The sequence below is a fragment of the uncultured Microbacterium sp. genome (assembly GCF_913776565.1).
GTDB lineage: Bacteria > Actinomycetota > Actinomycetes > Actinomycetales > Microbacteriaceae > Microbacterium.
Map to the genome: position 1 here is coordinate 17,410 of NZ_CAJYPF010000164.1, position 26,804 is coordinate 44,213.

Here is a 26,804-nt window from a genome sequence, read left to right on the forward strand (position 1 = left end):
CAGGCAGATCACGCGCAGATCGGCCTGTTGCCGTGGCATCCCCTGTTCTGATGGCCTCGAACGAGCGGCGGTCAGGCGTCGGCGCTGCGGTGCAGCTTGACCGTCAGGGAGTCGACGAGCACCGCGATGCGGTCGTCGGCGGCCCAGCGGCGCGCGATGCGGGCGAGCACGGCATCCAGTTCCTCCTGCCCCAGACCCGACATCAGCTGCAGGTGCACGACCAGCTCGGGACCGCGCAGCCGTCCGGTGGGGTCGCCGGGCTCGACGGCGAGGTCCAGCACGGCCAGCTCGCCCGAGATGCTCTGCTGCAGGCCGGTGAAGATCGTCGGCGAGATGTGGGCGGGTTCCCAGGGCTCGCCCTGCGCGATGGCCCACACGGCGGGACGACGGATGACGAACTCGGTCTCGGAGGCCGGATCGATCACGATGAGCTCGGTGTCTTCGGACGCCGCGGCGAGGGCCGTGCGTCGACCATCCGCGGGGACCGGGCGGGCCGTGGCATCCCATGCCTGCATCGCCGTGACCGAGGTGAAGACGGGCAGCACCTTGCGGCCGTCGGGAGCCGCGACGGTGACGATGGACAGCTCCTGCGTCTTGTCGACCTCGAGGCCGTGCGCGCCGACGCCGTGGTCGCCCTTCTCGGCGACGAGCGGGATCAGCAGCCGGGCTTCACGGTAGGCGTCGATCACCGCGCGCGCGTCGGCGTCCCCCGCACGGAACGCGACGAGAGCGGCGAGCAGGGCCGGGTCGGCGGAACCGTCGTCGCCCGCGTGCCGGTTCGACTCGAAGCGGCGCCCCTCCCAGGGCACGCCGGCCGAATCCGCGCCCACGCCGTGGTGCGCCGCGTCACGCGCATCGCGGGCGTGGTGCGCCGCGTCGTCCCGCGCCCCGCCGAGCGACCCCTGCGGATCGCCGTCAGTGTCCGGCGACATCCAGTGCCTCGGCGAGCGTGAACTGGCCCGCGTAGAGGGCCTTGCCCACGATCGCCCCCTCGACGCCGAGGGGCACGAGCTCGCGCAGAGCCGCGATGTCGTCGAGGTTCGACACGCCTCCCGACGCGACGATCGGCTTGGGGGTGCGCTGCGTCATCTCGCGCAGCAGTTCGATGTTGGGACCGCGCAGCGTGCCGTCCTTGGTGACGTCGGTCACGACGTACCGGCTGCACCCCGCGTCCTCGAGGCGCTCCAGCACCGTCCACAGGTCGCCGCCGTCGCGGGTCCATCCGCGTGCCGCGAGGGTCGTTCCGCGCACGTCCAGGCCGACGGCGATCGCCTCGCCGTAACGGTTGATGACGTCGGCGGCCCACTCCGGGTTCTCGAGAGCGGCGGTGCCCAGGTTGATGCGGCTCGCACCGCTCTCGAGCGCGGCCTCGAGCGAACGGTCGTCGCGGATCCCGCCCGACAGCTCGACCTGCACGCCTTTGACCTGCTTGATGACCTTGCGCATGACGCCCGCGTTGCTCCCGCGTCCGAAGGCCGCGTCGAGATCCACCAGGTGGATCCACTGCGCGCCCTGCCGGGCGAAGTCGGCGGCGGCATCGACCGGGTCGCCGTAACTGGTCTCGGTGCCGGCCTCGCCCTGGGTCAGACGGACGGCCTTGCCGTCGGCGACGTCGACCGCGGGAAGCAGCACCAGTTCGGGCGTGGACGCGAAATCGTTCATGGCTCCTCGCACCCCTCGGCGCATCTCGCCGAGCCGGGGCACGAGGTCACACAGTAGTCGCGCGCAGCCCGTCGATCCAATTGGACAACAGCCGGATGCCGGCTTCGCCCGACTTCTCGGGATGGAACTGCGTGGCCGCGAGGGGACCGTTCTCGACGGCGGCGATGAACGGAGCGCCGTACGTGCACCACGTCACCGCCGGCTGCGGGAACGGCGGCGTGACCTCGAGCGACCAGTCCTGTGCGGCGTAGGAGTGCACGAAGTAGAAGCGTTCGTCCTCGATGCCCTCGAACAGGCGGGAGCCCTCGCCGACGTCGACGGTGTTCCACCCCATGTGCGGCAGCACCGGGGCCTGCAGCTCAGCGACGGTACCGGGCCACTCCCCCAGTCCCTCGGTGTCGGTACCGCGTTCGATACCGCGGTCGAACATGACCTGCATGCCCACGCAGATGCCGAGCACCGGACGGCCGCCCGCGAGTCGGCGGTCGACGATCTCGCCTCCGCGGCTCGACGCGAGGGCGCCCATCACCGCGCTGAACGCGCCGACTCCCGGCACGAGCAGACCGTCGGCGTCGAGGAGCAGTGAACGATCCGAGGTCAGGCGCGCGTCGGCCCCCGCCTCGACGAGAGCCTTGACCGCGGAGTGGACGTTGCCCGACCCGTAGTCCAGAACCGCGACGACGGGCTTGCTCACAGGGCTCCCTTGGTGCTCGGGATGCCGTCGACCAGCGGATCGAGGGCCTTGGCCTGCCGGAAAGCCCGGGCGAGCGCCTTGTACTCGGCCTCGGCGATGTGGTGGGGATCACGCCCACCGACCACCCGTACGTGCACCGTGAGACCGGCGTGGATCGAGATGGCCTCGAACGAGTGACGTACGAGCGAGCCCGTGAAGTGGCCGCCGATGAGGTGGTGCTCGAAGCCCGCCGGCTCGCCCGTGTGCACGAGGTACGGACGACCGCTGATGTCGACGACGGCCTGCGCGAGGGCCTCGTCGAGGGGGACGAGCGCGTCACCGTACCGCGCGATGCCGGACTTGTCGCCCAGGGCCTGGCGGATCGCCTGTCCGAGCACGATCGAGGTGTCCTCGACGGTGTGGTGCGCATCGATGTGCGTGTCACCCGTCGCGCGCACGCGAAGGTCGGTCAGCGAGTGCTTGGCGAACGCCGTGAGCATGTGGTCGAAGAAGGGCACGCTCGTGGAGATCTCGCTCGCGCCGCGCCCGTCGAGGTCGAGCTCGAGTTCGACGCGCGACTCGCTCGTCTCACGCGTGATCGAGGCGGTGCGGGGAGTGGCGGGGCCGGTCATGCTCGGGATCCTATCGAGGCGAGGGCATCGAGGAAGGCGGTGGTCTCGTCGGCCGTCCCGGCCGAAACCCGCAAGTGGTGGGGGATGCCGACGTCGCGGATGAGCACTCCCCGGTCGTAGAGTGCCTTCCACGTCGCGGCCGGATCGTCGACTCCGCCGAAGAGGACGAAGTTGGTCCAGGATTCGTGCGCGGTGTAGCCGAGGGCGGCGACGGTCGCCGAGATCCGGTCGCGCTGCGCGACGATCTCGTCCACCATCGCGAGCATCGTGTCGGCGTGGCCGAGCGCGGCGGTGGCGGCGGCCTGCGTCAGCGCGCTCAGGTGATAGGGCAGGCGGACGAGACGGAGCGCGTCGACGAAGGCGGGGTCGGCGGCGAGGTATCCGACGCGGGCGCCCGCGAAGGCGAAGGCCTTGCTCATGGTGCGCGATACGACGAGCCGCGGTCGCCCCGGCAGCAGCGACAGAGCCGACGGCTCGTCACGGGGCGCGAACTCCTCGTAGGCCTCGTCGACGATGACGACGCCGTCGGTGGCGTCGTAGACCGCCTCGATCACATCGAGGTGCAGCGGGGTGCCGGTGGGGTTGTTGGGCGCGCAGAGGAAGACGATGTCGGGGCGTTTCTCGCGCACCTGCGCGGCGGCGGAGTCGGCGCTGAGGGTGAAGTCGTGCTCGCGCTCCCCCGCGATCCAGCGCGCGCCGGTGGCCCGCGTAAGGATGGGGTACATCGAGTAGGTGGGGGCGAAGCCCATCGCGGTGCGCCCCGGCCCCCCGAACGCCTGGAGGATGTGCTGCAGCACCTCGTTCGAGCCGTTGGCGGCCCAGATCTGCTCCGGCGACAGACCGTGACCGAGATAGGTCGCGAACGCCTCACGCAGCGGCGTGAACTCGCGGTCGGGGTAGCGGTTGACGTCACGCAGAGCACGGGCGACGGCATCGAGGATGTCGTCCGCGACCTCGGCGGGAACGGGGTGCGTGTTCTCGTTGACGTTGAGAGCAACAGGCAGGGCTGCCTGCGGGGCCCCATAGGGGGTCATTCCCCGGAGATCGTCACGAAGAGGGAGGTCGTCGAGGCGTACGGTCACCTCACCCATCGTAGGCGGCGACGCTCTCTCCGGATTGCGGCGGCATCCGTCGCCAGGCGGCGACCTCAGTCGGCGGGAGCGTACGCGACCGGGATGGCGATGCGCTGGCCGGCCGCGACCGATCCGCCCGGCAGGGCGTTCAGGCGCGTGATCTCGGCCACGACGTCGCGAGGATCGACCCCGGGGGCGAGGTCTTCGGCGATCGACCAGAGGGTCTCGCCGTCCATGACGGTGATCTCGGTGAAGGAGCCGGCGGGGGCGCCCGCCTCACTGGAGGCGAGAGCGGATCCGCCGCTCAAGGCGGCGATGCCGATCGCCGCGGCGACCGGGAGGGCGACCAGGAACGCCACGACGCGACGCCCGCGGGCGGTGATGCGCAGGCGGGTGGTCGGGGCGGTGAGGGCGATGCTGCTCATGGTGTGCTCCTTGACGGGGAGAGATTCGCACCCCGATCTCGGCCGGGAGGCCGGGGTGCGAATCTGTATTCCGAATCTATCTTCGATAGTGCAGGGGTGTCAACAATCCGTGAGTCGCAGAAGAATCGAACGCGACACGCGCGGAGGTCCGTGCGTTCCGCGTCGATCACCGGATACGGTTTCGACACGGAGACCTCATCACCAACCTCCGACATTCGAAGATCCGCCGTCTTTCCGCGGCGCGAGGGGAGCCCAGATGACCGACGCGACGACCGCCGCCGGCCGCGAACGACCGCAGACGCGGCGACGCAAGAACCTCAGCGACAAGCAGCTCGCGATCCTCGAGGTCATCCAGCGTTCGATCGCCCGGCACGGTTATCCGCCGAGCATGCGCGAGATCGGCGACGCGGTGGGGCTGAAGTCGCTGTCGAGCGTCACCCATCAGCTCAACCAGCTCGAACTCAGCGGCTACCTGCGACGTGATCCCGGCAAGACCCGCGCGATGGAAGTGCTGATCGACCTTCCGGGGGTCGCTGCCGAGAACCCCGCCGACACGGCACCTGCGCTGGGGGACGCCGCCCTGGTCCCCCTGGTCGGCCGCATCGCCGCGGGGGTGCCGATCACCGCCGATCAGCAGGTCGAGGAGATCTTCCCCCTCCCCCGACAGCTCGTCGGCAAGGGAGAGCTGTTCATGCTGAAGGTGTCGGGTGACTCCATGATCGACGCCGCGATCTGCGACGGCGACTGGGTCGTCGTGCGCTCGCAGGCGACGGCCGAGAACGGTGAGATCGTCGCCGCCATGCTCGACGGCGAGGCGACCGTCAAGACGTTCCGTCGTCGCGACGGTCACACCTGGCTGCTGCCGCGCAACAGCGCGTTCGAGCCCATCCTGGGCGACGAAGCGGTCGTCCTCGGTCGGATCGTCGCCGTCCTGCGCACGGTCTGAGGCGCGGCGGGGTATCGACTCGTCGGACCCGTAGCGCTGTCGGAGCCCCTGCGTAGGGTGGATGCCATGGCTCGCACGCTCCCCTTCGGATCCTGGCCCTCCCCCGTCACCGCCGAGGCGGTGGCCGAGTCCTCGCCGCGCATCGACGGCGCACTCCTGGTCGGCGACGAGGTGTGGTGGGGTGAGTCCGTCCCCAGCGAGGCCGGTCGCGTCGCGGTCAAGCGCCGCGGCGCCGACGGGCGGACCGAGACCGTCCTCCCCGCTCCCTTCAACGCCCGCTCGGCCGTGCACGAGTACGGCGGCGGTGCGTGGGCGGCGTCGCCCGACGGTGAGCTCTACTTCGTCGAGAAGAGCGATCAACGCGTCTACGCGCTGACCCCGGGCGGGCAGCCACGCCCGCTCACGGCCGTCGACGAAGCGGTGCGCCACGGCGGTCTGCGCTTCGATCGCGGCGTGCTCCTGGCGGTGCGAGAGACGCACGGCTCCGCCCGCGTTCCGGCGCGTGCGATCGTCCGCATCGCGGTCGACGGGTCGCCGACGGTCGACGTGCTCGCCGAGGGCAGCGATTTCCTCGCGCAGCCCTCCCTCTCGCCGGACGGTCGACGCCTCGCGTGGGTCGCGTGGGATCACCCGGCCATGCCGTGGGACCGCACGTCCATCCGCGTCGCCGACCTCGAGACCGGCGAGATCGTCCAGGTGGCCGGCGGCCCCGAGCGCGCTCCCCTGCAACCGGTGTGGATCGCCGACGACGAGCTCCTCTACGCCGACGACCCGGACGGCCGGTGGAACCTGTTCCGCCACCCGCTCGGCGGCGACGCGCAGCCCCTCGCTCCGGCGGACGCCGACACGGGAGGGGGCCTGTGGGTGCTCGGCACCCGGTGGTTCGGCGCCACCGACGACGGGCGCGTGGTCGCGGTCCGCACCCACGGCGCCGACGAGATCATCGAGATCTCGCCGTCCGGCGTGCGTCCTCTCGCCGTCCCCTCGGTCGCCACCTCGTCGGTCGACGACGTGCGGGGCACGCGAGCCCTGGTGTCGGGCGCGGACGCCGGTGGTCGTGCGGGCCTCTGGCTGGTCGACCTCGGTTCCGGCGAGGTCGATCTCGTCACCGGTGGCGCCGGCGCATGGTCCGCGGGGTGGATGCCCACGGCCCTCGCCCTCGAGACGGCCGGTCCGCACGGTCCCGTCCACGCTTTCGCCTACGCCCCCACCAATCCCGATGTCGTCGCGCCCGACGGCGAGCGTCCCCCGTACGTGGTGATGGTGCACGGCGGGCCGACCTCCCACGTGGGCCCGGCCCCGTCCGCCAAGACGGCGTTCTTCACCAGCCGGGGCATCGGCGTCCTCGACGTCAACTACGGCGGGTCGACCGGCTACGGCCGCACGTACCGCGAGCGGCTCGCGGGTCAGTGGGGCGTGGTCGATGTCGACGACGTCGCGGCCGCGGCATCCGCCCTCGCCCAGGCGGGACTCGCCGACCCCGACCGCATCGCCATCGCGGGCGGCTCCGCGGGCGGGTGGACGGTGCTCGCCGCGGTCACCACCACCAACGTCTTCGGCGCGGGCATCTCGCGCTACGGCGTGGGCGACGCGCGCGCCCTGGCCGAGGACACGCACGACTTCGAGGCGCGCTACCTCGACGGGCTGATCGGCCCGCTGCCCGAGGCCGAGGACGTCTACATCGAGCGCTCTCCGCTCAGCCATCCGGAGCGCTTCCGCGTCCCGCTGCTCATCCTGCAGGGCTCCGAGGACCGGGTGGTCCCTCCGGCGCAGGCCGAGGCGATCCGCGATGCTCTCGTGGCGCACCGGGTCCCCCACTCGTACGTGCTGTACGAGGGCGAGGGGCACGGTTTCCGCCGTGCCGAGACGGTCATCGACTCGCTCCACCGCGAGCTCGGCTTCCTCGGGGCGGTGTTCGGTTTCGACACCCCGGGGGTGCCGCCGCTGGCGTTGGCGGGCGGCCCCGCCGCGCACTGACGGTGAAGGCCCCGCCGACGCGATGTCGGCGGGGCCTTCACGTGGCCTCGACAGCCCAGGACGATCGGACTCAGGCGGCGAAGGGTGCCAGCTCTGCCGCGAGTCGAGCGCCCACGTGGGCGTGCAGGAACGTCCCGCTCTCGCGGTGCTCCTGCGCGACGATGAGTCCGCTCTCGTGCACGGCCGACACGAGGTCGCCGCGGTCGTACGGGACGACCGCCTGCACCTCGACCGCGGGGAGCGGCAGAGCGTCCTCGATCGCGGCGCGCAGCTCGTCGATGCCCTCTCCCGTGCGCGACGAGACGAACTTCGCCTGCGGTGCCAGTCCGCGCAGCACCAGACGATCGTCCTCGCTCACCAGATCCGCCTTGTTGAAAACGACGATCTCGTGACCGAAGTCCGCGTTCACGTCGCCCATCACGTCGCGGACCGTCATCAGCTGCGCGGCCGGGTCGGGGTGCGACGCGTCGACGACGTGCAGGATGACGTCGGCGTCGCCGACCTCCTCGAGCGTCGAACGGAACGCCTCGACCAGCTGATGCGGCAGGTTGCGCACGAAGCCGACCGTGTCGGTCAACGTGTACACGCGACCGTCGGTTGTCTCGGAGCGGCGGACGGTGGCATCCAGGGTCGCGAACAGCGCGTTCTCGACCAGCACCCCGGCACTGGTCAGGCGGTTCAGCAGACTGGATTTGCCGGCGTTGGTGTACCCGGCGATCGCGACCGAGGGGATGGTGTGCCGCTTGCGCTCGGCCCGCTTCGCCTCACGGGCGGGAGCGAAGTCGCGCAGCTGCTTGCGCAGCAGCGCCATCTTGGTGCGGATGCGGCGGCGATCGAGCTCGATCTTGGTCTCACCGGGACCACGCGAGCCCATGCCCGCGCCGCCCGCTCCGACCTGTCCACCGGCCTGACGCGACATCGAGTCACCCCAACCGCGCAGGCGCGGCAGCAGGTACTCGAGCTGCGCGAGCTCGACCTGCGCCTTGCCCTCGCGGCTCTTGGCGTGCTGGCTGAAGATGTCGAGGATGACGGTGGTGCGGTCGATGACCTTGACCTTGACGACGTCCTCGAGCGCACGCCGCTGGCTGGGCGCGAGTTCCGTATCGGCGATCACGGTGTCGGCGCCGACGGCGGCGACGATGTCGCGCAGCTCAGCCGCCTTGCCGCGCCCGACGTAGGTCGCCGGGTCCGGGTGGGGACGACGCTGCAGCACACCGTCGAGCACCACCGCTCCGGCGGTCTCGGCCAGCGCGGCGAGTTCGCGCAGCGAGTTCTCGGCATCCGCCTGCTCACCCTGGGGGTGGACGCCGACCAGCACGACGTTCTCGAGGCGCAACTGGCGGTACTCGACCTCGGTGACGTCCTCGAGCTCCGTCGACAACCCCACGACGCGGCGCAGTGCGGCGCGCTCCTCGCGATCCCACTGGTCGCCGTCGGCGTCTCCGCCGTAGGCCGTCGTGGCGTCCTGGAGCGCCTGCGCCGCACCGAAGACCCGGACCCCGCGGTGCGCTTCGGCGCGCGAGAGCACGCGGTCCACCGGATCCACGGCGGGCGCGTCGATGCTCGGGGGTGTGGTCTGTTCGGTCATGTGTTCCTTTCGTCGCGGGCGATCCCGCGTGTTCTGGCACTTTATCCGCCCCGGTGGGGGCGACGGCCGTCCGATATCCTGGAGGCATGGGGAGCGAGCACTATTTCAGCGCGTCGCCGTCGAGTCCCGAACAGCTCCGCCGCATCCGTGCGACGCTCGCCGGTCGTGAACTCGAGCTCGTCACGGCGGGCGGCGTCTTCAGTCCGGACCACGTGGATGCCGGCACGTCGGTGCTGCTCGCCAATACGCCTCCCCCGCCCGCCGGCGGGAACTTCCTCGACCTGGGATGCGGGTGGGGTCCGATCTCGATCTCTCTCGCGCTCGGGTCACCGCGCGCGACCGTGTGGGCGGTCGACGTCAACGAGCGCGCCCTCGATCTCGTGAGGCGCAACGCCGAGTCACTCGGCCTCATGAACGTCAACGCCGTCCGACCCGAGGATGTTCCCGACGACGTCACGTTCCGCACGATCCGCTCGAACCCGCCCATCCGGGTCGGCAAGAACGAGCTGCACGGCATGCTGCAGCACTGGATCCCCCGCCTGTCGGAGCGTTCCGACGGCTGGTTCGTCGTCCAGCGCAATCTCGGCTCCGATTCGCTGCAGCGGTGGCTCGCCGCGACCTTCGCCGACGGCTACGGCGTGCAGCGAGCCGCGACCGGTCGCGGTTTCCGGGTGCTGCGCGTGCGCCGACACGGCTCACCGCCGAGCGAGCTCATCGACATCGTCCGCTGACCGCGGCACGGGGCGTGGGATGCCACGCGCAGCCGCCCCGGTCTTGCCGGGCTCTCAGGCGAGGGCGACCTCGCCCGTGAACACGAGGGATGCCGGCCCCGACAGGTACACGTGGCCCTCGGACACTCGAACGCCCAGAGTTCCACCCGGGGTGTCGACGATCCAGGAGTCGGGTGCCGCAGCCCCGGCCCAGTGACGCACCGCGAGAGCCGCCGCGGCGACGCCCGTGCCGCAGCTGAGCGTCTCGCCGACGCCGCGCTCGAACACGCGCAGACGAATCGCTCCGACGCCGTCGCGCACGAGCGGATCGGCCGGGACGACGAACTCGACGTTCGCGCCATGGCGGGGCGCGGGGTCGAGCACGGGCTGGAACGTCAGGTCGAGCCCCTCGAGCTCGGCATCCGACGACAGGGCGACCACCACGTGCGGGTTGCCGACGTCGATGCCCACACCGGGGCGTGCGACGCTCAGGCCCTTGGCGCGCACCAGGGTCTCGGCGGCGTCCACGGCGAAAGCGCCCAGATCGACCTCGAAACCGCGGTCGCTGCGCGTGAGGGTCTTCACTCCCGCCCGGGTGCCGATGCGCAGGCCCGCCTCGATCGCGGCCAGACCGGTGTCCGTGAGGTAGCGCGCGAACACGCGCGTGCCGTTCCCGCACATCTCGGCCTTCGACCCGTCGGCGTTGCGGTAGTCCATGAACCACTCCGCGCCGGATGCCGCGGCCTCCGCGCCCTCGCTGAGCGCGGCCGAGCGCACGACACGCAGCAGGCCGTCGGCGCCGATCCCGAAGTGACGGTCGCACAACGCCGCGATCTGGGCGTCGGACAGGTCGAGCTCGCCGTCGGGATCGGCCACCACCACGAAGTCGTTTCCGGTGCCATGACCCTTGGTGAACGCGAGAGAGGACATGGCATCCAGTCTAGGGACCCCTCTTCGGCTCAGTCGGACGCCGGGACGTGGCGCCCCGCCGGTGCCCATGGCCTCAGGCGGGTCGCCCCGGGCCGTCGACGATCAGGCGCTTGCCGGTCGCCCACGTCTCGAACGGCTCGTACGCGAGCGCGTCGTAGAAACCGCGGGCTCCGGCATTGTCGGGGCGCACCATGAGCTGCACCTTGGGGCAGCCCATCTGCTCGAGCAGCCTCTCGGCCTCGGCCACGAGCGCGCGCCCCACGCCGCGCCCGCGGTGCGACGGCGCCGAAGCGAGGTAGTACAGCCATCCGCGGTGGCCGTCGTACCCGGCCATGACGCTGCCGACGACGCTGCCGTCGTCGACCGCGACGAGGAAGAGCTCGGGCTGCACGGTCAGCTTGCGCCGGATGTCGGCGCGCGGGTCGTTCCACGGACGAGTCAGTCCCGCCTGCTCCCATAGAGCCACGACGGCGTCCTCGTCGGAGGGCGCGAAAGCGCGGATGCCGATGGTCATGCGTCTTCACCTCCTGCCGCGCGCACGAGCTGCGCGGCATCCGTGGTTCGGGCGTCCACCCACCGCGCGTCGGCGTAGCGTCGGAACCACGACACCTGCCGTCGTGCGTAGCGCCGCGTGAGCGCCTGGGTCTGCGCGACGGCGTCGTCGCGCGTGATCTCGCCCTTGAGCTGCGCGAGCGCCTGGGCGTAGCCGATCGCGCGCGACGCCGTGATACCCCGCTCGAGGCCCTCACCGCGCAGACGCTCGACCTCGTCGACGAGTCCCGCCGCCCACATGTCCTCGACGCGCGCGTCCAGCATCTCGACGAGCTGCGCGCGCTCCACCTGCGTCGCGAGGATGCGCGTCGACGGATGCCACCACTGCGGGGCCTCGGGAAGGGCGCCGCCGTGGGTCTCGCCGCCCTGCGCCAGCACCTCGAGGGCGCGGACCACGCGTCGACCGTTGCGCGGATCGATGTTCGCCGCCGCCACGGGATCAGCCGCGCGGAGTCTCTGGAAGAGGACGCCCGCCCCCTCGCTCTCGAGCTCCGCTTCGAGCCGGGCGCGCAACGCCTCATCCCTCGGAGGGAAGCGGAAATCCCACAGAACGCTCGAGATGTAGAGTCCCGATCCCCCGACGAGGATCGCGTCCGCACCGCGGTCGTGGATCGCGCGGATGGCCGTGCGGGCGGCATCCTGGTACCAGGCCACCGCGGCCTCGTCGGTCACCGCGAGCGCGTCGAAGAGGTGATGGGGGATGCCGCGTCGCTGGCCGACCGGAATCTTGGCCGTGCCGATGTCCATCCCGCGGTACAGCTGCATCGCGTCGGCGTTGACGATCTCGGCGGGACGGCCGTTCGCGGCGAGGGTCTCGGCCAGGTCGAGCGAGAGCCCGGTTTTGCCGGTGCCCGTCGCCCCGACGACGGCCCACAGGGCCGGGGCGGTCACACGCCGACGCGGAGCGTGGGCAGCCCGAGCGAGACGGCCCGCGTCGCACCGGCGTCCCCCGCGGGCGTCGGCACACCGCACGACTCCGCCTGCGAGCGGTCCCACGCGTCACCGGCCCGGGTACGGCGGATGCGAAGCGGCGCGCCGTCGGGAGCGTCGGCCAGCAGGTGGAACGGCGCAGCGTGCGTCACGGTCACCGAGACCACGTCTCCGGGGCGGGGCACGGCCGAGCCGGCGGGCAGTTCGAAGTGCACGAGGCGGTTGTCTTCGGCGCGACCGGTGAGGCGGTGGGTCTCGGCGTCCTTCTTGCCCTCGCCCGTCGAGACGAGCACCTCGAGAGTGCGGCCGAGCTGCTTCTGATTCTCTTCGGCCGAGATGCGGTCCTGAAGGGCGATGAGTCGCTCGAAGCGCTCCTGCACGACCGCCTTGGGAACCTGGTCCGCCATGGTGGCCGCGGGTGTGCCCTCGCGGATCGAGTACTGGAACGTGAAGGCGCTCGAGAAGCGCGACGCCTCGACCACGCGCATGGTCTCGGCGAAGTCCTCCTCGGTCTCTCCGGGGAAGCCGACGATGATGTCGGTCGTGATCGCCGCGTTCGGGATCCGCTCGCGCACCCGGTCGAGGATGCCGAGGAACTTCTCGCTGCGGTACGAACGGCGCATCGCCTTGAGGATGCGGTCCGAACCCGACTGCAGCGGCATGTGCAGCTGCGGCATGACGGCGGGGGTCTCGGCCATCGCGGCGATGACGTCGTCGGTGAAGGCGGCCGGGTGGGGGCTCGTGAAGCGGATGCGCTCGAGCCCCTCGATCTCACCCGCGGCGCGCAGCAGCTTGCCGAAGGCCAGACGGTCGCCGAACTCGACCCCGTAGGAGTTGACGTTCTGGCCGAGGAGCGTGACCTCGATCGCGCCGTCGTCGACCAGCAGGCGGATCTCGTTGAGGATGTCGCCGGGACGACGATCCTTCTCTTTGCCGCGCAGGCTCGGAACGATGCAGAACGTGCAGGTGTTGTTGCAGCCGACCGAGATCGACACCCAACCGCTGTGGACCGAATCCCGCTTGGTGGGCAGAGTGGAGGGGAAGATCTCGAGCGACTCGAGGATCTCGAGCTCGGCCTCGCCGTTGTGGCGGGCGCGCTCGAGCATGCCGGGAAGCGAGCCCATGTTGTGCGTGCCGAAGACGACGTCGACCCACGGCGCCTTCTGCTGAACCGCGTCCTTGTCCATCTGCGCGAGGCAGCCGCCGACCGCGATCTGCATGCCCTCGTGCGCGTCCTTGCGCGACTTGAGATGGCCGAGCGTGCCGTAGAGCTTGCCGGCGGCGTTGTCGCGCACGGCGCAGGTGTTGATCACCACGACGTCGGCCTCGATCCCCGCCTCGGCACGAACGTACCCCGCGCTCTCGAGCGACCCGGACAGTCGCTCCGAGTCGTGCACGTTCATCTGGCACCCGAAGGTGCGGACTTCGTAGGTGCGGGGTCCCGCATCGCCCTGCGCGGCGGCGGACGGCGCGATCAGTGTGGGGGTGGAAACGGGGGTCGTCATGATGGATGCCAGTCTAAACGGCGCCTCCGACACCCGCCTCCGGCCCCGGACCGATGCGGATTCGAGGGGGGCTGGACACCTGCCCGGCACACCTCGCTATGTTGGAGCTGTGCGCCGCCCGTCGAACCTGACGGGTGACTCCGGGGGGAGCTGTACATGGGGAACGAACGACCGACGGTGCCGTCGGGTCATCTGGTGGGGGCGGATCGGGATGCCGTCTCGCTCGCCGAAAGCGCGCGGGCGGGCACGTCGCTGCTGATCGCGGGGCCGCGTGGCTGCGGGCGCAGCTATCTACTGCGGGCCATCACCGCCGAGCTGCAACGGACCGGGACGCGGACCGCGGTCGTCCGGCCGTGCTCCGCCTTGACGCGGGTGCCCTACGGCGCTCTCGACGCGGCCGGCGATCCCTGCCTCGACGACGTGCGCGAGCTGACCGGCGACGCCGTCGTCGACGGCGTCATCGTGGTCGACGACGTCGATGCGCTGGACACGGCATCCGTGCGGGCGCTGGAGCGTGCCGTGGCCACGCGCCGCACGACGGTGATCTTCGCGATGCGCACCGCCCGACCGCGCGCGATCGACCTCGGCGACGACGCGAACGAGGTGCGGCGCGCCGTACTGGGGTTGTGGCTGGATGGCATCCTGCGCCGTGTCGACCTGCGCGAGCTGTCGGACGACGACGCCCTCCGGATGATCGACCTCTTCCCCGACGCGCCGCTCCTCGACAGCGCGACGCGCGCGGCGCTCGCGTGGCGCGCGGACGGGTCGCGCGCCCTGCTGCGTCAGCTCGTCCTCGAGGCCACCGGCGCCGCCCGTGCCGGTCGCGATCCGCTCAGTCCTCTGCGCGCGATCGCCCGGGACAGCAGACTCGCCGTCGCGCTGGAGCGTCACGTCGCGGAGATCACGCGCCCGGACCTGGAATGCCTGGCGGGCGTTTTGCGCCTGCCCCACCTCGAGCTCGCGGCCGCGACGCGGCTCTTCAGCGCCGAGAGCGTGCACGCTCTCCTGGCGAGTGGGCTGCTGCACGCCGACGCGTCGAGCGAGCGTCGTCTGACCGTGAACGACATCGTCGCCCAAGAGGCCCGGCGCCAGCTGGGCACCGCACACGTCGACGAGCTCATCCGCTCCGCCGGCTCACGGATGCTGGCGGAGGATGACGAATGGTGGAGTCATCCCATCGCCGTCGCCGTCTCGGAGCGGTGGCACCGCCACGGCGCCGAGTCCGACGAGAACGCCTATCCCCCATCCACCCGGGTGCGCGTGGCACTCGCCGGTGCGCGGGCCGCCAACGACCGGGGCGACACCGCGCACGCCGTCGCGCACGCGCTGCGCGGTCTGCGCGCGAAGGAAGACCCCGCACTGCGGCTCGAGGCAGAGCTCGCGGCATCCGGACCCACCGAGAACGACGGGGACATCGACCTCGGCGCCCGTCGACGCATCGCACGCGCTGCCGCCGAGAGACGCGGCGCGCCCTCGGTCTCGTCGTCGGCGACCGACGCCGACGCACGCGTCGAGGGGCTGCTCGCCGACGCGCTCCGCGCGGGCGCCCAGCTCGACTGCGCACGGGCGGCCGAGGCCGCTGCGCGCGCCGCCGCCGAGACCGACGCGTCGCCGGCCGCCCGCCTGCGCGCGACCGTGGCGGCCGGCACCGCCGAGGCCTACCGCGGCCGATGGAAGGTCGCCCAGCACTACTACCGCGAGGTGCAGCGGACACTTGATGCACGCCGCCGCGCGGACGGCATCGGCCCCCGGGAGCGGATGGCTGCGGTGATGTCGATGCTCGCGGGACACCAGATCGCGGGAGCAGACGGTGCATCCGTGCGCGCGCGTCTCACCGCCGAGGTGGCGATGACGGCCCGTGAGGGCGATGCGGCCGAACTCACGCGCGCCGGAGCGGCGGGAGCGATCGCCTACGCCGGCGCGGGGCGCCCTGTCGAATCCGCGCGCGAGCTCACCTCCGCGCTCTCGCGTGAGCCCGCGGCCGTCGCGGCCATGTCGACCGCGATGATCGAGCTCGGCGTCGCCGAGGAGCTCGCCCTCGCGGGACGACTCGACGAGGCGCGAGCGATCATCGCTCATGTCGACGATCGCGGTGCCGCCCTCGTTCAACGGAGCAGGTTGTACGTGCAGACCACCGTGCGGGTGGCAGAGGGCAGTCCTGAGGCTGCTCGCGCGACGGCGCGTGCTGCCGCGGAGCTGACGCGCGGTACCGCCGCGGCCGCGCTGCGCATCCGCGACCTCTCCCGGCTCGCGACCCTCGGCATCGCGTCGACGGACGAGATCGATGAGCTCGTCCAGCTCGCCGCGACGACGGATCTGCCGATCGCGGCCGAAGCCGTGCGCCGCGCTGTCACTCACCCCCAGGACGACGATGACGCACTCGTGGACGAGCTGCGACTGCATGCCCTGTGGTCCGGCGGCGACAGTCTCACCGTCGGCCCGGTCGTGCCGGTCCCGCCCCTTCCCCCGCGGGGCGACACCGCCGACCGCGGCGAGGAACTCACTGCCCGCGAGCGGGAGATCGCCCTGATGGCGAACGAGGGCCTCACGAACCGCGAGATCGCGACGCGCCTGTTCCTGTCCATTCGAACCGTCGAGTCGCACGTCTATCAGGCGCGGATGAAGGTGGGCGCCGCAACCCGGCGTGAACTCGGACGCCTCGTCGCGGCCGGTGCCGCCCACCGCGGCGATGCCACGGTGGGCGCGCGTTCACGCCCCGCCGAGGACGCCATACGTCCGGGCGGGGATGCGCGAGCGCCGAGACCCTGAACAGGGAAACGGGCTCGAGCGGCCGCTCTGCGCGAGCTCAGTCGTCCGGCGTGAAGCGGACGCCCGAGGTGGGCCGCGCGTACGAGCGCCCGATGCCCGCCTCGCCGAGCGCCGTGCGGGCGGCCGTAAGCGCCACCGACGAGGGATACCCACGGCGAGCGAGCTGACCGGAGAGTCGACGGAGAGCGGCGTCGTACTCGACGCCCTCCACGCCTCGGACCTTCGACCGGGCGAACTCCAACGCGCGTTCCGCGTCGTCGTCGGGCAGCGCCTCGAGAGCCGCCTCGGCCACGTCGCGGGGAATACCCCTCTTGCGCAGCGTCTCGGCGACGACACGTCGGCCCTCTTTGCGTTTGTCCATCGCCGACATCACGAGCTGCTCGGCGAAAGTGACGTCGTCGAGGTAACCCAGGTCGACGAATCGATCGACAAGTTCTTCGCAGATGATCTCGTCGACACCCTCGACCCCGCGCAGCACCGTGCGCGCCTCGCTGAGCGACAGCGACCGCGACCGCAGCTTGCGCAGCAGAACCGCCTCAGCGCTCTCTCGTACCTGCTCGACCGACGGCTCTGCGCTCACCAGCTCGTCTTCGGAGGAGCGGAACCCCTTATGTGGGGAGGACGCAGGCTCGACCGGCGCCAGCGGGCGGGTTCGTCGGCCGGACGCCACCGGAGGGTGCCAGTCGTCCGCGTCCGAATGATCGACGGAAGCCCTGGCCCGCGCGCCGCCGTCGCCGCGTGGCACCGCCACCGTCGGCCGTACGGAGCGATCGCCGAAAAGCGGGATCACGGGAGCGAGGCCGTCGGGACCGTCACCCGGCGTGGCGCCGGAGTGACGATCCCGACCGTCTGGTGCCGTCATCAGGCGGGGCGACGCGCGGCCAGCTCGTCGTCCGCCGCGGGGGCCTCGGCCGCGCCGGGTCCGCCGATGCCCATCTTGGTCTTGATCTTGGACTCGATCTCGGCGGCGATGTCGGGATTCTTGATGAGGAAGTTGCGCGCGTTCTCTTTACCCTGACCGAGCTGCTCGCCCTCGTAGGTGTACCACGCGCCCGACTTCTTGACGATCGCGTGCTCCACACCGAAGTCGATCAGGCTGCCCTCGCGCGAGATACCGACGCCGTAGAGGATGTCGAACTCGGCCTGCTTGAAGGGCGGCGCCATCTTGTTCTTGACGACCTTGACGCGCGTGCGGTTGCCGACCGCCTCGGTGCCGTCCTTCAGCGTCTCGATGCGGCGGATGTCGAGTCGGACCGACGCATAGAACTTCAGCGCCTTTCCACCGGCGGTGGTCTCGGGCGAACCGAAGAAGACACCGATCTTCTCGCGTAGCTGGTTGATGAAGATGGCCGTCGTCTTGGTGGTGTTGAGCCCACCGGTGAGCTTGCGCAGGGCCTGCGACATCAGGCGAGCCTGCAGACCGACGTGCGAGTCGCCCATCTCACCCTTGATCTCGGCCTCGGGGACGAGGGCCGCGACGGAGTCGATGACGACGAGGTCGATGGCACCGGAACGGATCAGCATGTCGGCGATCTCGAGCGCCTGCTCACCGGTGTCGGGCTGCGACACCAGCAGGGCGTCGATGTCGACGCCGAGCTTCTTCGCGTACTCGGGATCGAGCGCGTGCTCGGCGTCGATGAACGCGGCGATGCCGCCGGCACGCTGCGCGTTGGCGATCGCGTGAAGCGTCAGAGTGGTCTTACCCGACGACTCCGGACCGTAGATCTCGATGATGCGGCCGCGGGGAAGACCGCCGATGCCGAGCGCCACGTCGAGGGCGACGGAGCCGGTGGGAATGGTCTCGATCGGCGCACGGTCGTCGCTGCCCAGTCGCATGACCGAGCCCTTTCCGAACTGCCGGTCGATCTGGGCGAGGGCCGACTCGAGGGCCTTCTCGCGGTCTGCGGGTGAGGGCATGACGTCTTCTTTCTGCTCGCGTTCCGGTCGCCTATAGGCTGTCGCGGTCCCACCGACGGTGGGGGTGCCCGACAAGGCGTTCAGAGTGTCGTTCGACGTTCCCCACGTTAGGGAGGACCTCCGACATTGGGTTCGAAAGCTCCCCCGGATGGGGATGGATGCCACGAACACTCCGCTGGGAAGGACACTACGCCCGAATCGAACGAAGGTTCGACGACACGCCGAGAAGATCTCCGCGACTACCGAAAGACGCGACGCCGACGCGCTCAGGAGCGACGCGGCTCCAGTCGGCCGACGCCGTAGCGCCTGTTCTCCGGAACGTCGGTCTCCGCGCACAGCGCGAGCCACACGTCGCGCGGAGCGACACCCGCCGCCAGGGCGTCGACGCTCGTCCGCCCACCCACGGCGGACAGAACGAGATCGGTCAACAGGGAACCTCCGCGCGCGCCGAACTCGTCGGCGACAGCGCGATCGAACTCGCTTCGACGCACGAGGCGGGACTCAGCGGAGCGAGAGTTCGGGTTCGACGGCCGCGACGAGCTCGTCGGGGACCACATCGGGGAAGGTCTGCAGCCCCTCGAGAACCGAGAGACGGTCACCGACCTGACGCATGATGGTCGAGATGGGCACGTCGAGCGCCTCGGCGACAGAGGCGAGGATCTCGCTGGATGCTTCTTTCTGACCGCGCTCGACCTCGCTGAGGTAGCCCAGGGCGACACTCGCGCGGCTCGCGACCTGGCGGAGGGTGCGACCCTTCTGCTGGCGGAGGTCACGCAGGACTTCTCCGATCTCTTGACGAACCAGGATCATTTGGGGCCCTCCTCACTGCTGATTCCGTCGTGTCCGGTTGGACAACTGTGAAACACCGTCTGTGGTCACCCTAATGCCGCGCGCTGAGCACCGGATGGGAATCGCACAACGAAACCGGGATCTGCCATCATTTGTTCCCCCCTTCGGGTTGGAACACTTCGGCGTCGAAGTATCACAGCGCCGCGAGAGCCCGCCGGATCGCGAGATGGGCGGTCTCTCGCCGGATCCGCTCCCTGTCGCCGGCGATCACGAGGGAGTCCACTCGTGTGCCCAGAGGAGTGGAGACGGCGATGTGCACCGTCCCCACGGGTTGACCGTCCTGCTCGTCGGGACCGGCGACGCCGGTCGTGGCGATGCCGACATCAGCGGAGACGCCGTCGCGGCCGAGGACGTCGCGCACTCCCCTCGCCATCTGACGCGCCACGCGAGGATTCACCGCGCCGTGAGCGTCGAGAAGCGCCTGATCGACGCCGAGCACCCCGTGCTTGAGGTCGGTCGCGTAGGCGACCACGCCCCCGCGGACCGTGCGCGAGGCGCCCGGCACATCGACGAGGGACGACACGACGAGACCGCCGGTGAGCGACTCGGCCACGGCGACCGTCCAGCCCAGCTCGACGAGCCGATCCAGGAGCAGTGCCGCGCTCTCGCGCGGGGTGCGCACCAGCGTCTCGTCCAGGTCCTCGGGGATGCCGTCGATCACCGAGCGCCTCGGCTCCTGCGCGCCGCACGGACCTCGGTGACGACGTAGTCGATACCGGAGGCGATCGTCAGCATCACCGCGATGGTCATGGTGACGACCCCCGCCCACCACACACCGGACTGCCAGGCGGGGGCGTCCGAGAGTCCCGCGAAGGGGAGGAGAGCGATCGAGAGGGCGATCGCCTGGAACACCGTCTTGAGCTTGCCCATCCAGGCCGCGGCGAGGACGTGGTCGCTGACAACGACGAAGCGATACACCGTGATGCCGATCTCTCGGATCAGCACGACGATGGTGATCCACCACGGCAGCTCGCCGAGGATGGAGAGTCCGACGAATGCGACCCCCGTCAGGGCCTTGTCGGCGATCGGGTCGAGGAGCTTGCCCAGGTCGCTCACGATCCGGTACCGACGCGCGATGTAGCCGTCGACCCCGTCCGTGGCGATCGCGACGATGAACAGCACCGCAGCGGCCCAGCGCAGCCCGCCGCCGGCGCCGGCATCGGCGAGGAGCAGCCAGAGGAATACCGGGGCGCAGAGGATGCGCGCGATGGTGATCGCGTTGGGCAGCTGGGGGTGAACGGCCATCAGTCGCGTCCCGTCAGCTGCCACGCGTCTTCGGAGCCCTCGTCGTCATCCGCGTTCACGACGGGCAGACCGTCGAACTGCGCCTCGATCGGGTCCTCACCGTACCGGTCGTCGTCCGCCACCTCGGCGGCCGGCGGCGCGTCGTCCCCGCGGAGGCGGGCCATGACGGCCGGCAGCTGCTCGTTGGTGACGAGCACGTCGCGAGCTTTCGACCCCTCGGAGGGCCCGACAATCTCGCGGGATTCGAGCAGGTCCATCAGGCGGCCCGCCTTGGCGAAGCCGACGCGCAGCTTGCGCTGCAGCATCGAGGTCGAGCCGAATTGCGTCGAGACGACGAGCTCGGCGGCCGCGAGGAGCAGCTCGAGATCGTCGCCGATGTCGGCGTCGATCTCTTTCTTCTCGGCCGCGGCCTGGACATCGGAACGGTATTCGGGTCGCGCCTGCTGGGTGACGTGCGCGACGACCTTCTCGATCTCCTGTTCGCTGACCCACGCCCCCTGAACGCGGAGAGCTTTAGAAGCACCCATCGGGAGGAACAGCCCGTCGCCCTGCCCGATCAGGCGGTCGGCGCCGGGCTGATCGAGGATCACGCGGGAGTCGGTGACGCTCGTCACGGCGAAGGCGAGGCGCGAGGGCACGTTCGCCTTGATGAGGCCGGTGACCACGTCGACCGACGGGCGCTGCGTCGCCAGGACGAGGTGGATGCCGCTGGCACGGGCGAGCTGGGTGATGCGCACGATCGAGTCCTCGACGTCGCGCGGCGCGACCATCATGAGGTCGGCGAGCTCGTCGACCACGACGAGGAGGTACGGGTAGGGCTTGAGCACCCGCTCGCTGCCGGCGGGCAGCTGGAGCTCCCCCGCGACCACGGCGCGGTTGAAGTCGTCGATGTGACGGAATCCGAACGACGCGAGGTCGTCGTAGCGCATGTCCATCTCTTTGACGACCCACTGGAGAGCCTCGGCGGCCTTCTTGGGGTTCGTGATGATGGGGGTGATCAAGTGCGGGACGCCCGCGTACGAGGTCAGCTCGACACGCTTGGGGTCGATCAGCACCATGCGGACGTCGGAGGGCTTCGCCCGCATGAGCAGGCTCGTGATCATCGAGTTGACGAAGCTGGACTTTCCCGAACCGGTCGAACCGGCCACCAGCAGGTGGGGCATCTTCGCGAGATTTGCGACGACGAAGCCGCCGCCTACGTCTTTGCCCACGCCGATCGTCATGGGGTGGGTCGAGGACGTCGCCGCCTCGGAGCGCAGGATGTCACCCAGCGTCACGATCTCGCGGTCGGCATTGGGGATCTCGACGCCGATCGCGCTCTTGCCGGGGATCGGCGCGAGGATGCGGACTTCATTGGAGGCCACCGCGTACGCGATGTTGTTGGTGAGCGCGGTGATGCGCTCGACCTTGACGCCCGGACCGACCTCGATCTCGTACTGCGTCACGGTCGGTCCGCGCGAGAACCCGGTCACGCGCGCATCGACCTTGAACTGCTGCATGACGCTCTCGATCGCCGCGACGACGGCGTCGTTCGCGGCCGACCGCTCCTTGGGCGGCGTGCCGGCGGCGAGGGCCGTCACCGAGGGCAGCCGGTAGTTCGCGGACGGAGGCGCCCCGGCGTGGTCGCCGCCGAGCCCCGAGATGCCCGGCAGGTCGTCGGCCTCCTCGGCCGCGACGAGCGGAGAGTCGTCGTGCAGACCGCGGCCGGCCGCGGCTCCGGCGAGAGCGCGCGCGTCGAACACCTCGGTGAGCGCTTCGGACGCGGGGGCGGGGGGCACGGGCGGGGGCGTGAGCGCGGCGGGCTTGGCCACCGGCTCGGGCGCCACGACGGGAGAGTCGAATCCGCCCTGGGGCTTCCCGGGCGAGAGCAGCTCGGTGAGGTCATGGGAGCCGAGCGACCCGTCGGACTCCTCTTCTCGGCCCGTCTTGTTGCGTCGCCACCACGGCAACGACTTCTCGGGCGCGTCATCGTCGTCGGTCGACAGGACCTTCGTCGCCGGGTCGGGACGCTCGACGCGTTCCGCGCCGAACATCCAGGCATAGAGGTCTCCGAGGCGCCGTCCGATGCGATTGGGCGGGGTCTTGGTGAGGATCAGGACGCTCAGCACGGCGAGGAGGGACAAAGCGATGTAGGCCCCGATGTCGGTGAGCACCGTCGCGAGCGGCTCGCCGACGATCCAGCCCGAGATCCCGCCGGCCAGGCTGAGCACGGGAAGACCTTCGTTGGGCGCGGGCCCGCCGTTCGCGACGTGGCAGAAGCCCGCGACCGTGACGACGAAGAGTCCGAAACCGATGCCCACACGCCCGTTGTCATGCACGGACGCGGGGTGCCGGAACAACCACCCGGCCAGCAGCAGCAGGAGGACCGGCAGAACGAAGGCGACCCGACCCACCAGGGCGCCGAAGCTGTAGGCGCTGATGAGGGCCGCGGCATCCGTCCCGATGAAGAACCACTCCACGACCGCACCGAGGACGGCGAGGACGACGAGGAAGAACGGGAAACCGTCGCGTCGCTGCTCGCGCTCGAGCGTCTCGGGACCGAAGGCCCGGAACATGCCGCCCACCCCGTGAGCGACGGCCATCCACGCCCGGACGGCGACCGGGGGCTTCTCGGGCTCGTCGACGTAGCGTTTGGGCGCCGGAGCAGAGGCCTTGGATCGCGTCGACCCCTTCGCGGGGGCGCGACCGCCGGACGGTGACGAGGTGCGGGCCATCCCTCCACGGTAGGCGGGACCGCCGACATTCGCTCGGACCGACGCGGGGTTCAGCGCAGTCGCTTCACCATCACGTCGCGCCCGATCCCCCGCCGCACCACCGCGAAGCCCTCGGAGCGGTACAGCGACACGGCGTAGTTGTCGCGCTCGACGCTCAGGCTGATGCGGGCGAACCCCTGGCTGCGCGCGTGGTCCACGAGGCGCTGGAGCAGCGCGCGCCCGGTCCCGTGCGCGCGCCAGACGGGACGCACCCCGATGATCAGCTCCGGCACGCCCGTCCCCACCCACCCGAAGCCCGGTTCGTCGCGCGGGAGCATGCGATACCAGGCGGCCCCGATGGACTCCCCGGTGGGCGACTCCGCGACGAAGCCCGCGTCGCCCGGACGCATCCACCCGGCGATGTAGCGGCTGTGCTCGGGGCTGCTGAGCACCTCGTGGCGTGGGCGGACGGCTCCGGCGCGCCAGGTCGCGGCTTCGACCGTCATGTCGGCGAGGAAGGCTCCGTCGGATCGGACAGCCGCGCGGATCGGGAGAGCGGACATGCCCGCATGATAGCGACCAGCGCGCACCGCCGCGGATCCCGGAACGACGAAGCGCCGCGGGCGGACCCGCGGCGCTTCGACGGAGGGCTCAGGCCTCGATGACGAGAGGGACGATCATCGGACGACGGCGCAGCGACTGATTGACCCAGCGACCGATGGTGCGGCGGACGACCTGGGACAGGGCGTGATTGTCGCGCACGCCCGAGGATGCGGCCTCGGTGAGCGCCTTGGCGATCTTGGGCTTGACGCTGTCGAAGACCTTGTCGTCCTCGGCGAAGCCGCGAGCGTGGATCTCAGGGCCCGAGACGATTCTGCCGGTCGCCGAGTCGACGACGACGATCACCGAGATGAAGCCCTCTTCGCCGAGGATACGGCGGTCCTTGAGATCGGCATCCGTGATCTCTCCCACCGACGAGCCGTCGACGTACACGAAACCGATGTCGACCTGACCGACGACCTCGGCGACGCCGTCGCGCAGATCGACGACCGTGCCGTTCTCGCCGAGGATCGTGTTCTTCTCGGGGATGCCGGTCTCGCGCGCCAGCTTGGCGTTCGCCATGAGGTGACGGTATTCGCCGTGCACGGGAAGGACGTTCTTGGGCTTGAGGATGTTGTAGCAATACAGCAGCTCGCCGGCCGCGGCGTGACCCGAGACGTGCACCTTGGCGTTGCCCTTGTGGACGACGGTCGCGCCGAGCTTGGTGAGACCGTCGATGACGCGGTAGATCGCGTTCTCGTTGCCGGGGATCTGGCTGGACGCCAAGATGATCGTGTCGCCCTCGCCGGGCTCGATCGCGTGGTCGAGGTTGGCCATCCGGCTCAGCACGGCCATCGGCTCGCCCTGCGATCCGGTCGACATGTAGACGATCTTGTCGTCGGGCAGGTCGCGCGCCTTCTTGTAATCGATGAGCACGCCGTCCGGCACATTCAGGTAGCCGAGATCGGCCGCGATACCCATGTTCCGCACCATGCTGCGACCGAGCAGCGCCACACGGCGCCCGTTCGCGTGCGCGGCGTCCAGCACCTGCTGGACGCGGTGCACGTGGCTCGAGAAGCTGGCCACGACGACGCGACGCGGCGCCTTGGCGATCACCTGATCGAGGACGGGACCGATGCCGCGCTCGGTGGGGGTGAATCCGGGGACGTCCGCGTTCGTGGAGTCGACGAGGAACAGGTCGACGCCCTCTTCGCCGAGGCGGGCGAACGCGCGGAGGTCGGTGATGCGCCCGTCGAGCGGCAGCTGGTCCATCTTGAAGTCGCCGGTGGCCAGCACGAGACCCGCGGGCGTGCGGATGGCGACGGCGAGGGCGTCGGGGATGGAGTGGTTGACGGCGACGAACTCGAGGTCGAACGGACCGACCTGCTCGCGCTGCCCCTCCGCCACGGTGAGCGTGTAGGGACGGATGCGGTGCTCTTTGAGCTTGGCCTCGATGAGCGCGAGCGTGAGGCCCGAGCCGATGAGAGGGATGTCGCCCTTGAGCTTGAGCATGTAGGGGACGGCGCCGATGTGGTCCTCGTGACCGTGCGTCAGCACGACGCCGACGATGTCGTCGAGGCGGTGCCGGATCGGCTCGAAGTCGGGCAGGATCAGGTCGACACCCGGCTGATGCTCCTCGGGGAAGAGCACGCCGCAGTCGACGACGAGCAGCTTGCCGTCGAATTCGAAGACGGTCATGTTGCGACCGACCTCGCCGAGGCCGCCGAGCGGGATGACCCGGAGGGTGCCGGCGGCGAGCGCCGGCGGGTCGTAGGGGATCGTGGGCATTGGAGCCTCCTCGGATGCCGCGGGGCGGCATCCCTTCGTCTCGGATGCCGCTACCCGGCATCCTGTGGTGTGGCGTCCCGGGCCGTGGATCGGCGGACGCCGATGCTCATCTCGTCGTGCCGTGCACCTTCGGCAGCGCGCCGCCGGCGGCCGCATTGCGGTCGGGGCGGAAGTTGGAGAAGTCGGCTCCGGCCACGTTCTTCACGAGCGCCAGTTCGTCTTCGATGACAGCCGCCTCCCACTCCTCCGGCCCGACCAGGGGCAGGCGGACGCGGGGGCTGCCGATACGGCCGAGGCCGTGCAGGATGTACTTCGCCGCGACGGTGCCGGGCACGTGCGTCATGACGGCACGCACGAGCGGCTCAAGGCCCTTGTGCGCGGCGGTGGCCGAGGCCAGATCGCCGGCGTTCACGGCATCCACGATCGTCCGGTAGGGCGCGGCGGCGATGTTCGCGGTCACACCGATGAGCCCGGACGCCCCGATCGACAGGTGCGGCAGCACATTGGCGTCGTCGCCGGAGAAGTACATCAGGTCGGTCTGGTTGAGCACACGGCTGACCTCGCTGAAGTCGCCCTTGGCGTCCTTGATCGCGAGGATGTTGGGGTGCTTGGCCAGACGCAGGATCGTCTCGTATTTGATCGGCACGCCGGTGCGACCGGGGATGTCGTACAGGATGACCGGCAGGTCGGTGGCGTCGGCGACGAGACGGAAATGGGTCAGGATGCCGGCCTGCGTGGGCTTGTTGTAGTACGGCGTGACGATCATGATGCCGTCGGCGCCGGCCTTCTCGCTGGCCTTGTACAGCTCGATCGCGTGGGCGGTCTCGTTCGACCCGCCGCCGGTGATGATCTTGGCGCGGCCGGAGGAGACGCTCTTTCCGACCTCGACCAGACGCAGCTTCTCGGGGTCGGTGAGCGTCGAGGTCTCGCCCGTGGTGCCGGTCACGACGATGCCGTCGGCACCGGCCGTGATGACGTCGTCGATGTGCTTCTCGGTGGCGGGCCAGTCGACCTCGCCGTCGGCGGTCATCGGGGTGATGAGCGCGACGAGCACCTGACCGAAGGGATTGCCGGAGTGCGTCATGCTCCCAGGTTATCGGTTCACGACGCGCCGTCCCCGGCACCGATGTGCACGATCGGTGTGACACGAATGAACAGAGGGGCGCCGTCGACGACCGATCCCGCGGTCCGTCATGCAGGTCGACCACGTCGCCGTGCCAGGACGGCGGCCTCGACGAGATCCCACTCGTACAGGACCATTGCGTAATCGAACCGGAGAGTCGTGAACCCCTGAGCTGCAGCGAGGGCGTCGCGGCGGAGGTCCTTGTGGCGCAGCGACGCCCCGTCGTGGTTCTCACGCCCGTCGGTCTCCAGAATGATCCACCCGTCGAGGACGAAGT

26 protein-coding genes are annotated in these 26,804 nt (G+C 70.5%); 4 read left to right on the forward strand and 22 right to left on the reverse strand.

Annotated elements, in window-relative coordinates; genetic code table 11:
• Positions 1–71: 71 nt before the first annotated feature.
• Genes QZ433_RS09110 through QZ433_RS09135 form a run of 6 tightly spaced genes read right to left on the reverse strand, consistent with a single transcriptional unit; the run spans position 72 to position 4,465 of the window.
• Complete coding sequence (locus QZ433_RS09110; protein ID WP_295782251.1) at positions 72–932, reverse strand: SseB family protein; 861 nt, start codon at positions 930–932, stop codon at positions 72–74.
• Entirely contained in the window at positions 916–1,662 is a 747-nt protein-coding gene (gene priA / locus QZ433_RS09115) for a bifunctional 1-(5-phosphoribosyl)-5-((5-phosphoribosylamino)methylideneamino)imidazole-4-carboxamide isomerase/phosphoribosylanthranilate isomerase PriA (RefSeq protein ID WP_295782254.1), read from the reverse strand. Before priA ends, QZ433_RS09110 begins: the two co-directional genes overlap by 17 nt.
• Before the next feature lie 46 nt (positions 1,663–1,708).
• A complete protein-coding gene (hisH, locus tag QZ433_RS09120) occupies positions 1,709–2,356 on the reverse strand; it encodes an imidazole glycerol phosphate synthase subunit HisH (RefSeq protein WP_295782257.1) in 648 nt (215 codons plus the stop codon).
• Complete coding sequence (gene hisB / locus QZ433_RS09125; protein WP_295782260.1) at positions 2,353–2,967, reverse strand: imidazoleglycerol-phosphate dehydratase HisB; 615 nt, start codon at positions 2,965–2,967, stop codon at positions 2,353–2,355. Before hisB ends, hisH begins: the two co-directional genes overlap by 4 nt.
• Entirely contained in the window at positions 2,964–4,058 is a 1,095-nt protein-coding gene (locus QZ433_RS09130; RefSeq protein WP_295782264.1) for a histidinol-phosphate transaminase, read from the reverse strand. Before QZ433_RS09130 ends, hisB begins: the two co-directional genes overlap by 4 nt.
• A gap of 56 nt (positions 4,059–4,114) precedes the next feature.
• Positions 4,115–4,465, reverse strand: coding sequence for a LysM peptidoglycan-binding domain-containing protein (locus tag QZ433_RS09135; protein WP_295782266.1), 351 nt, complete (start codon positions 4,463–4,465; stop codon positions 4,115–4,117).
• A 256-nt stretch (positions 4,466–4,721) separates the two neighbouring features.
• Between QZ433_RS09135 and lexA the strand changes: the two genes are divergently transcribed.
• Positions 4,722–5,411: a transcriptional repressor LexA gene (gene lexA, locus QZ433_RS09140; RefSeq protein WP_295782269.1), complete on the forward strand. Its 690-nt coding sequence runs from the start codon at positions 4,722–4,724 to the stop codon at positions 5,409–5,411.
• A 66-nt stretch (positions 5,412–5,477) separates the two neighbouring features.
• On the forward strand, positions 5,478–7,388 hold the full coding sequence (locus QZ433_RS09145; RefSeq protein ID WP_295782271.1) for a prolyl oligopeptidase family serine peptidase: 1,911 nt from the start codon (positions 5,478–5,480) through the stop codon (positions 7,386–7,388).
• 70 nt (positions 7,389–7,458) lie between these two features.
• On the opposite strand, the gene hflX is transcribed toward QZ433_RS09145, so the two are convergent.
• A complete protein-coding gene (gene hflX, locus QZ433_RS09150) occupies positions 7,459–8,976 on the reverse strand; it encodes a GTPase HflX (RefSeq protein WP_295782274.1) in 1,518 nt (505 codons plus the stop codon).
• A gap of 86 nt (positions 8,977–9,062) precedes the next feature.
• Here hflX and QZ433_RS09155 point away from each other — a divergent pair, with 86 nt between their 5' ends.
• Positions 9,063–9,707: a methyltransferase gene (locus QZ433_RS09155; RefSeq protein ID WP_295782277.1), complete on the forward strand. Its 645-nt coding sequence runs from the start codon at positions 9,063–9,065 to the stop codon at positions 9,705–9,707.
• Positions 9,708–9,761: 54 nt separating this feature from the next.
• Here the strand turns inward: QZ433_RS09155 and dapF are convergent, their stop codons facing one another.
• From dapF to miaB, 4 genes are all read right to left on the reverse strand, one after another.
• Positions 9,762–10,616: a diaminopimelate epimerase gene (gene dapF / locus QZ433_RS09160; protein ID WP_295782279.1), complete on the reverse strand. Its 855-nt coding sequence runs from the start codon at positions 10,614–10,616 to the stop codon at positions 9,762–9,764.
• Positions 10,617–10,689: 73 nt separating this feature from the next.
• Positions 10,690–11,130 (reverse strand): GNAT family acetyltransferase, encoded by a 441-nt coding sequence (locus tag QZ433_RS09165; protein WP_295782281.1) that lies wholly within the window; start codon positions 11,128–11,130, stop codon positions 10,690–10,692.
• Positions 11,127–12,059, reverse strand: coding sequence for a tRNA (adenosine(37)-N6)-dimethylallyltransferase MiaA (gene miaA, locus QZ433_RS09170; RefSeq protein ID WP_295782283.1), 933 nt, complete (start codon positions 12,057–12,059; stop codon positions 11,127–11,129). The genes QZ433_RS09165 and miaA overlap by 4 nt, the downstream gene beginning before the upstream one ends.
• On the reverse strand, positions 12,056–13,603 hold the full coding sequence (gene miaB / locus QZ433_RS09175; RefSeq protein WP_295782285.1) for a tRNA (N6-isopentenyl adenosine(37)-C2)-methylthiotransferase MiaB: 1,548 nt from the start codon (positions 13,601–13,603) through the stop codon (positions 12,056–12,058). The genes miaA and miaB overlap by 4 nt, the downstream gene beginning before the upstream one ends.
• Positions 13,604–13,759: 156 nt before the next feature.
• On the opposite strand from miaB, the gene QZ433_RS09180 reads away from it, so the two are divergent.
• A complete protein-coding gene (locus QZ433_RS09180; RefSeq protein WP_295782287.1) occupies positions 13,760–16,372 on the forward strand; it encodes a LuxR C-terminal-related transcriptional regulator in 2,613 nt (870 codons plus the stop codon).
• Between the two features lie 37 nt (positions 16,373–16,409).
• On the opposite strand, the gene QZ433_RS09185 is transcribed toward QZ433_RS09180, so the two are convergent.
• From QZ433_RS09185 to QZ433_RS09235, 11 genes are all read right to left on the reverse strand, one after another.
• Positions 16,410–16,952 (reverse strand): regulatory protein RecX, encoded by a 543-nt coding sequence (locus QZ433_RS09185; RefSeq protein WP_295782290.1) that lies wholly within the window; start codon positions 16,950–16,952, stop codon positions 16,410–16,412.
• Between the two features lie 281 nt (positions 16,953–17,233).
• Positions 17,234–18,289 carry a recombinase RecA gene (gene recA, locus QZ433_RS09190; RefSeq protein WP_295782293.1) on the reverse strand — a complete coding sequence of 352 codons (1,056 nt, stop codon included), beginning with the start codon at positions 18,287–18,289 and terminating at the stop codon, positions 17,234–17,236.
• Between the two features lie 266 nt (positions 18,290–18,555).
• Complete coding sequence (locus QZ433_RS09195) at positions 18,556–18,780, reverse strand: DUF3046 domain-containing protein (RefSeq protein ID WP_295782295.1); 225 nt, start codon at positions 18,778–18,780, stop codon at positions 18,556–18,558.
• A 10-nt stretch (positions 18,781–18,790) separates the two neighbouring features.
• On the reverse strand, positions 18,791–19,099 hold the full coding sequence (locus QZ433_RS09200; RefSeq protein ID WP_108319449.1) for a helix-turn-helix transcriptional regulator: 309 nt from the start codon (positions 19,097–19,099) through the stop codon (positions 18,791–18,793).
• A 172-nt stretch (positions 19,100–19,271) separates the two neighbouring features.
• Entirely contained in the window at positions 19,272–19,799 is a 528-nt protein-coding gene (locus QZ433_RS09205) for a CinA family protein (protein ID WP_295782301.1), read from the reverse strand.
• Positions 19,796–20,383: a CDP-diacylglycerol--glycerol-3-phosphate 3-phosphatidyltransferase gene (gene pgsA / locus QZ433_RS09210; RefSeq protein ID WP_295782304.1), complete on the reverse strand. Its 588-nt coding sequence runs from the start codon at positions 20,381–20,383 to the stop codon at positions 19,796–19,798. The genes QZ433_RS09205 and pgsA overlap by 4 nt, the downstream gene beginning before the upstream one ends.
• Positions 20,383–23,097 carry a DNA translocase FtsK gene (locus QZ433_RS09215; RefSeq protein WP_295782306.1) on the reverse strand — a complete coding sequence of 905 codons (2,715 nt, stop codon included), beginning with the start codon at positions 23,095–23,097 and terminating at the stop codon, positions 20,383–20,385. The genes pgsA and QZ433_RS09215 overlap by 1 nt, the downstream gene beginning before the upstream one ends.
• 50 nt (positions 23,098–23,147) lie before the next feature.
• On the reverse strand, positions 23,148–23,639 hold the full coding sequence (locus tag QZ433_RS09220; protein ID WP_295782309.1) for a GNAT family N-acetyltransferase: 492 nt from the start codon (positions 23,637–23,639) through the stop codon (positions 23,148–23,150).
• An 88-nt stretch (positions 23,640–23,727) separates the two neighbouring features.
• The gene (locus QZ433_RS09225) at positions 23,728–25,404 is read right to left on the reverse strand and encodes a ribonuclease J (RefSeq protein ID WP_295782311.1); all 1,677 of its coding nucleotides are present in this window, start codon (positions 25,402–25,404) and stop codon (positions 23,728–23,730) included.
• Positions 25,405–25,510: 106 nt separating this feature from the next.
• Positions 25,511–26,488 carry a 4-hydroxy-tetrahydrodipicolinate synthase gene (gene dapA / locus QZ433_RS09230; protein WP_295782315.1) on the reverse strand — a complete coding sequence of 326 codons (978 nt, stop codon included), beginning with the start codon at positions 26,486–26,488 and terminating at the stop codon, positions 25,511–25,513.
• A 107-nt stretch (positions 26,489–26,595) separates the two neighbouring features.
• Positions 26,596–26,804, reverse strand: a 209-nt coding sequence (locus QZ433_RS09235) for a DUF559 domain-containing protein (RefSeq protein ID WP_295782317.1), incomplete at its 5' end; no start/stop codon positions are given.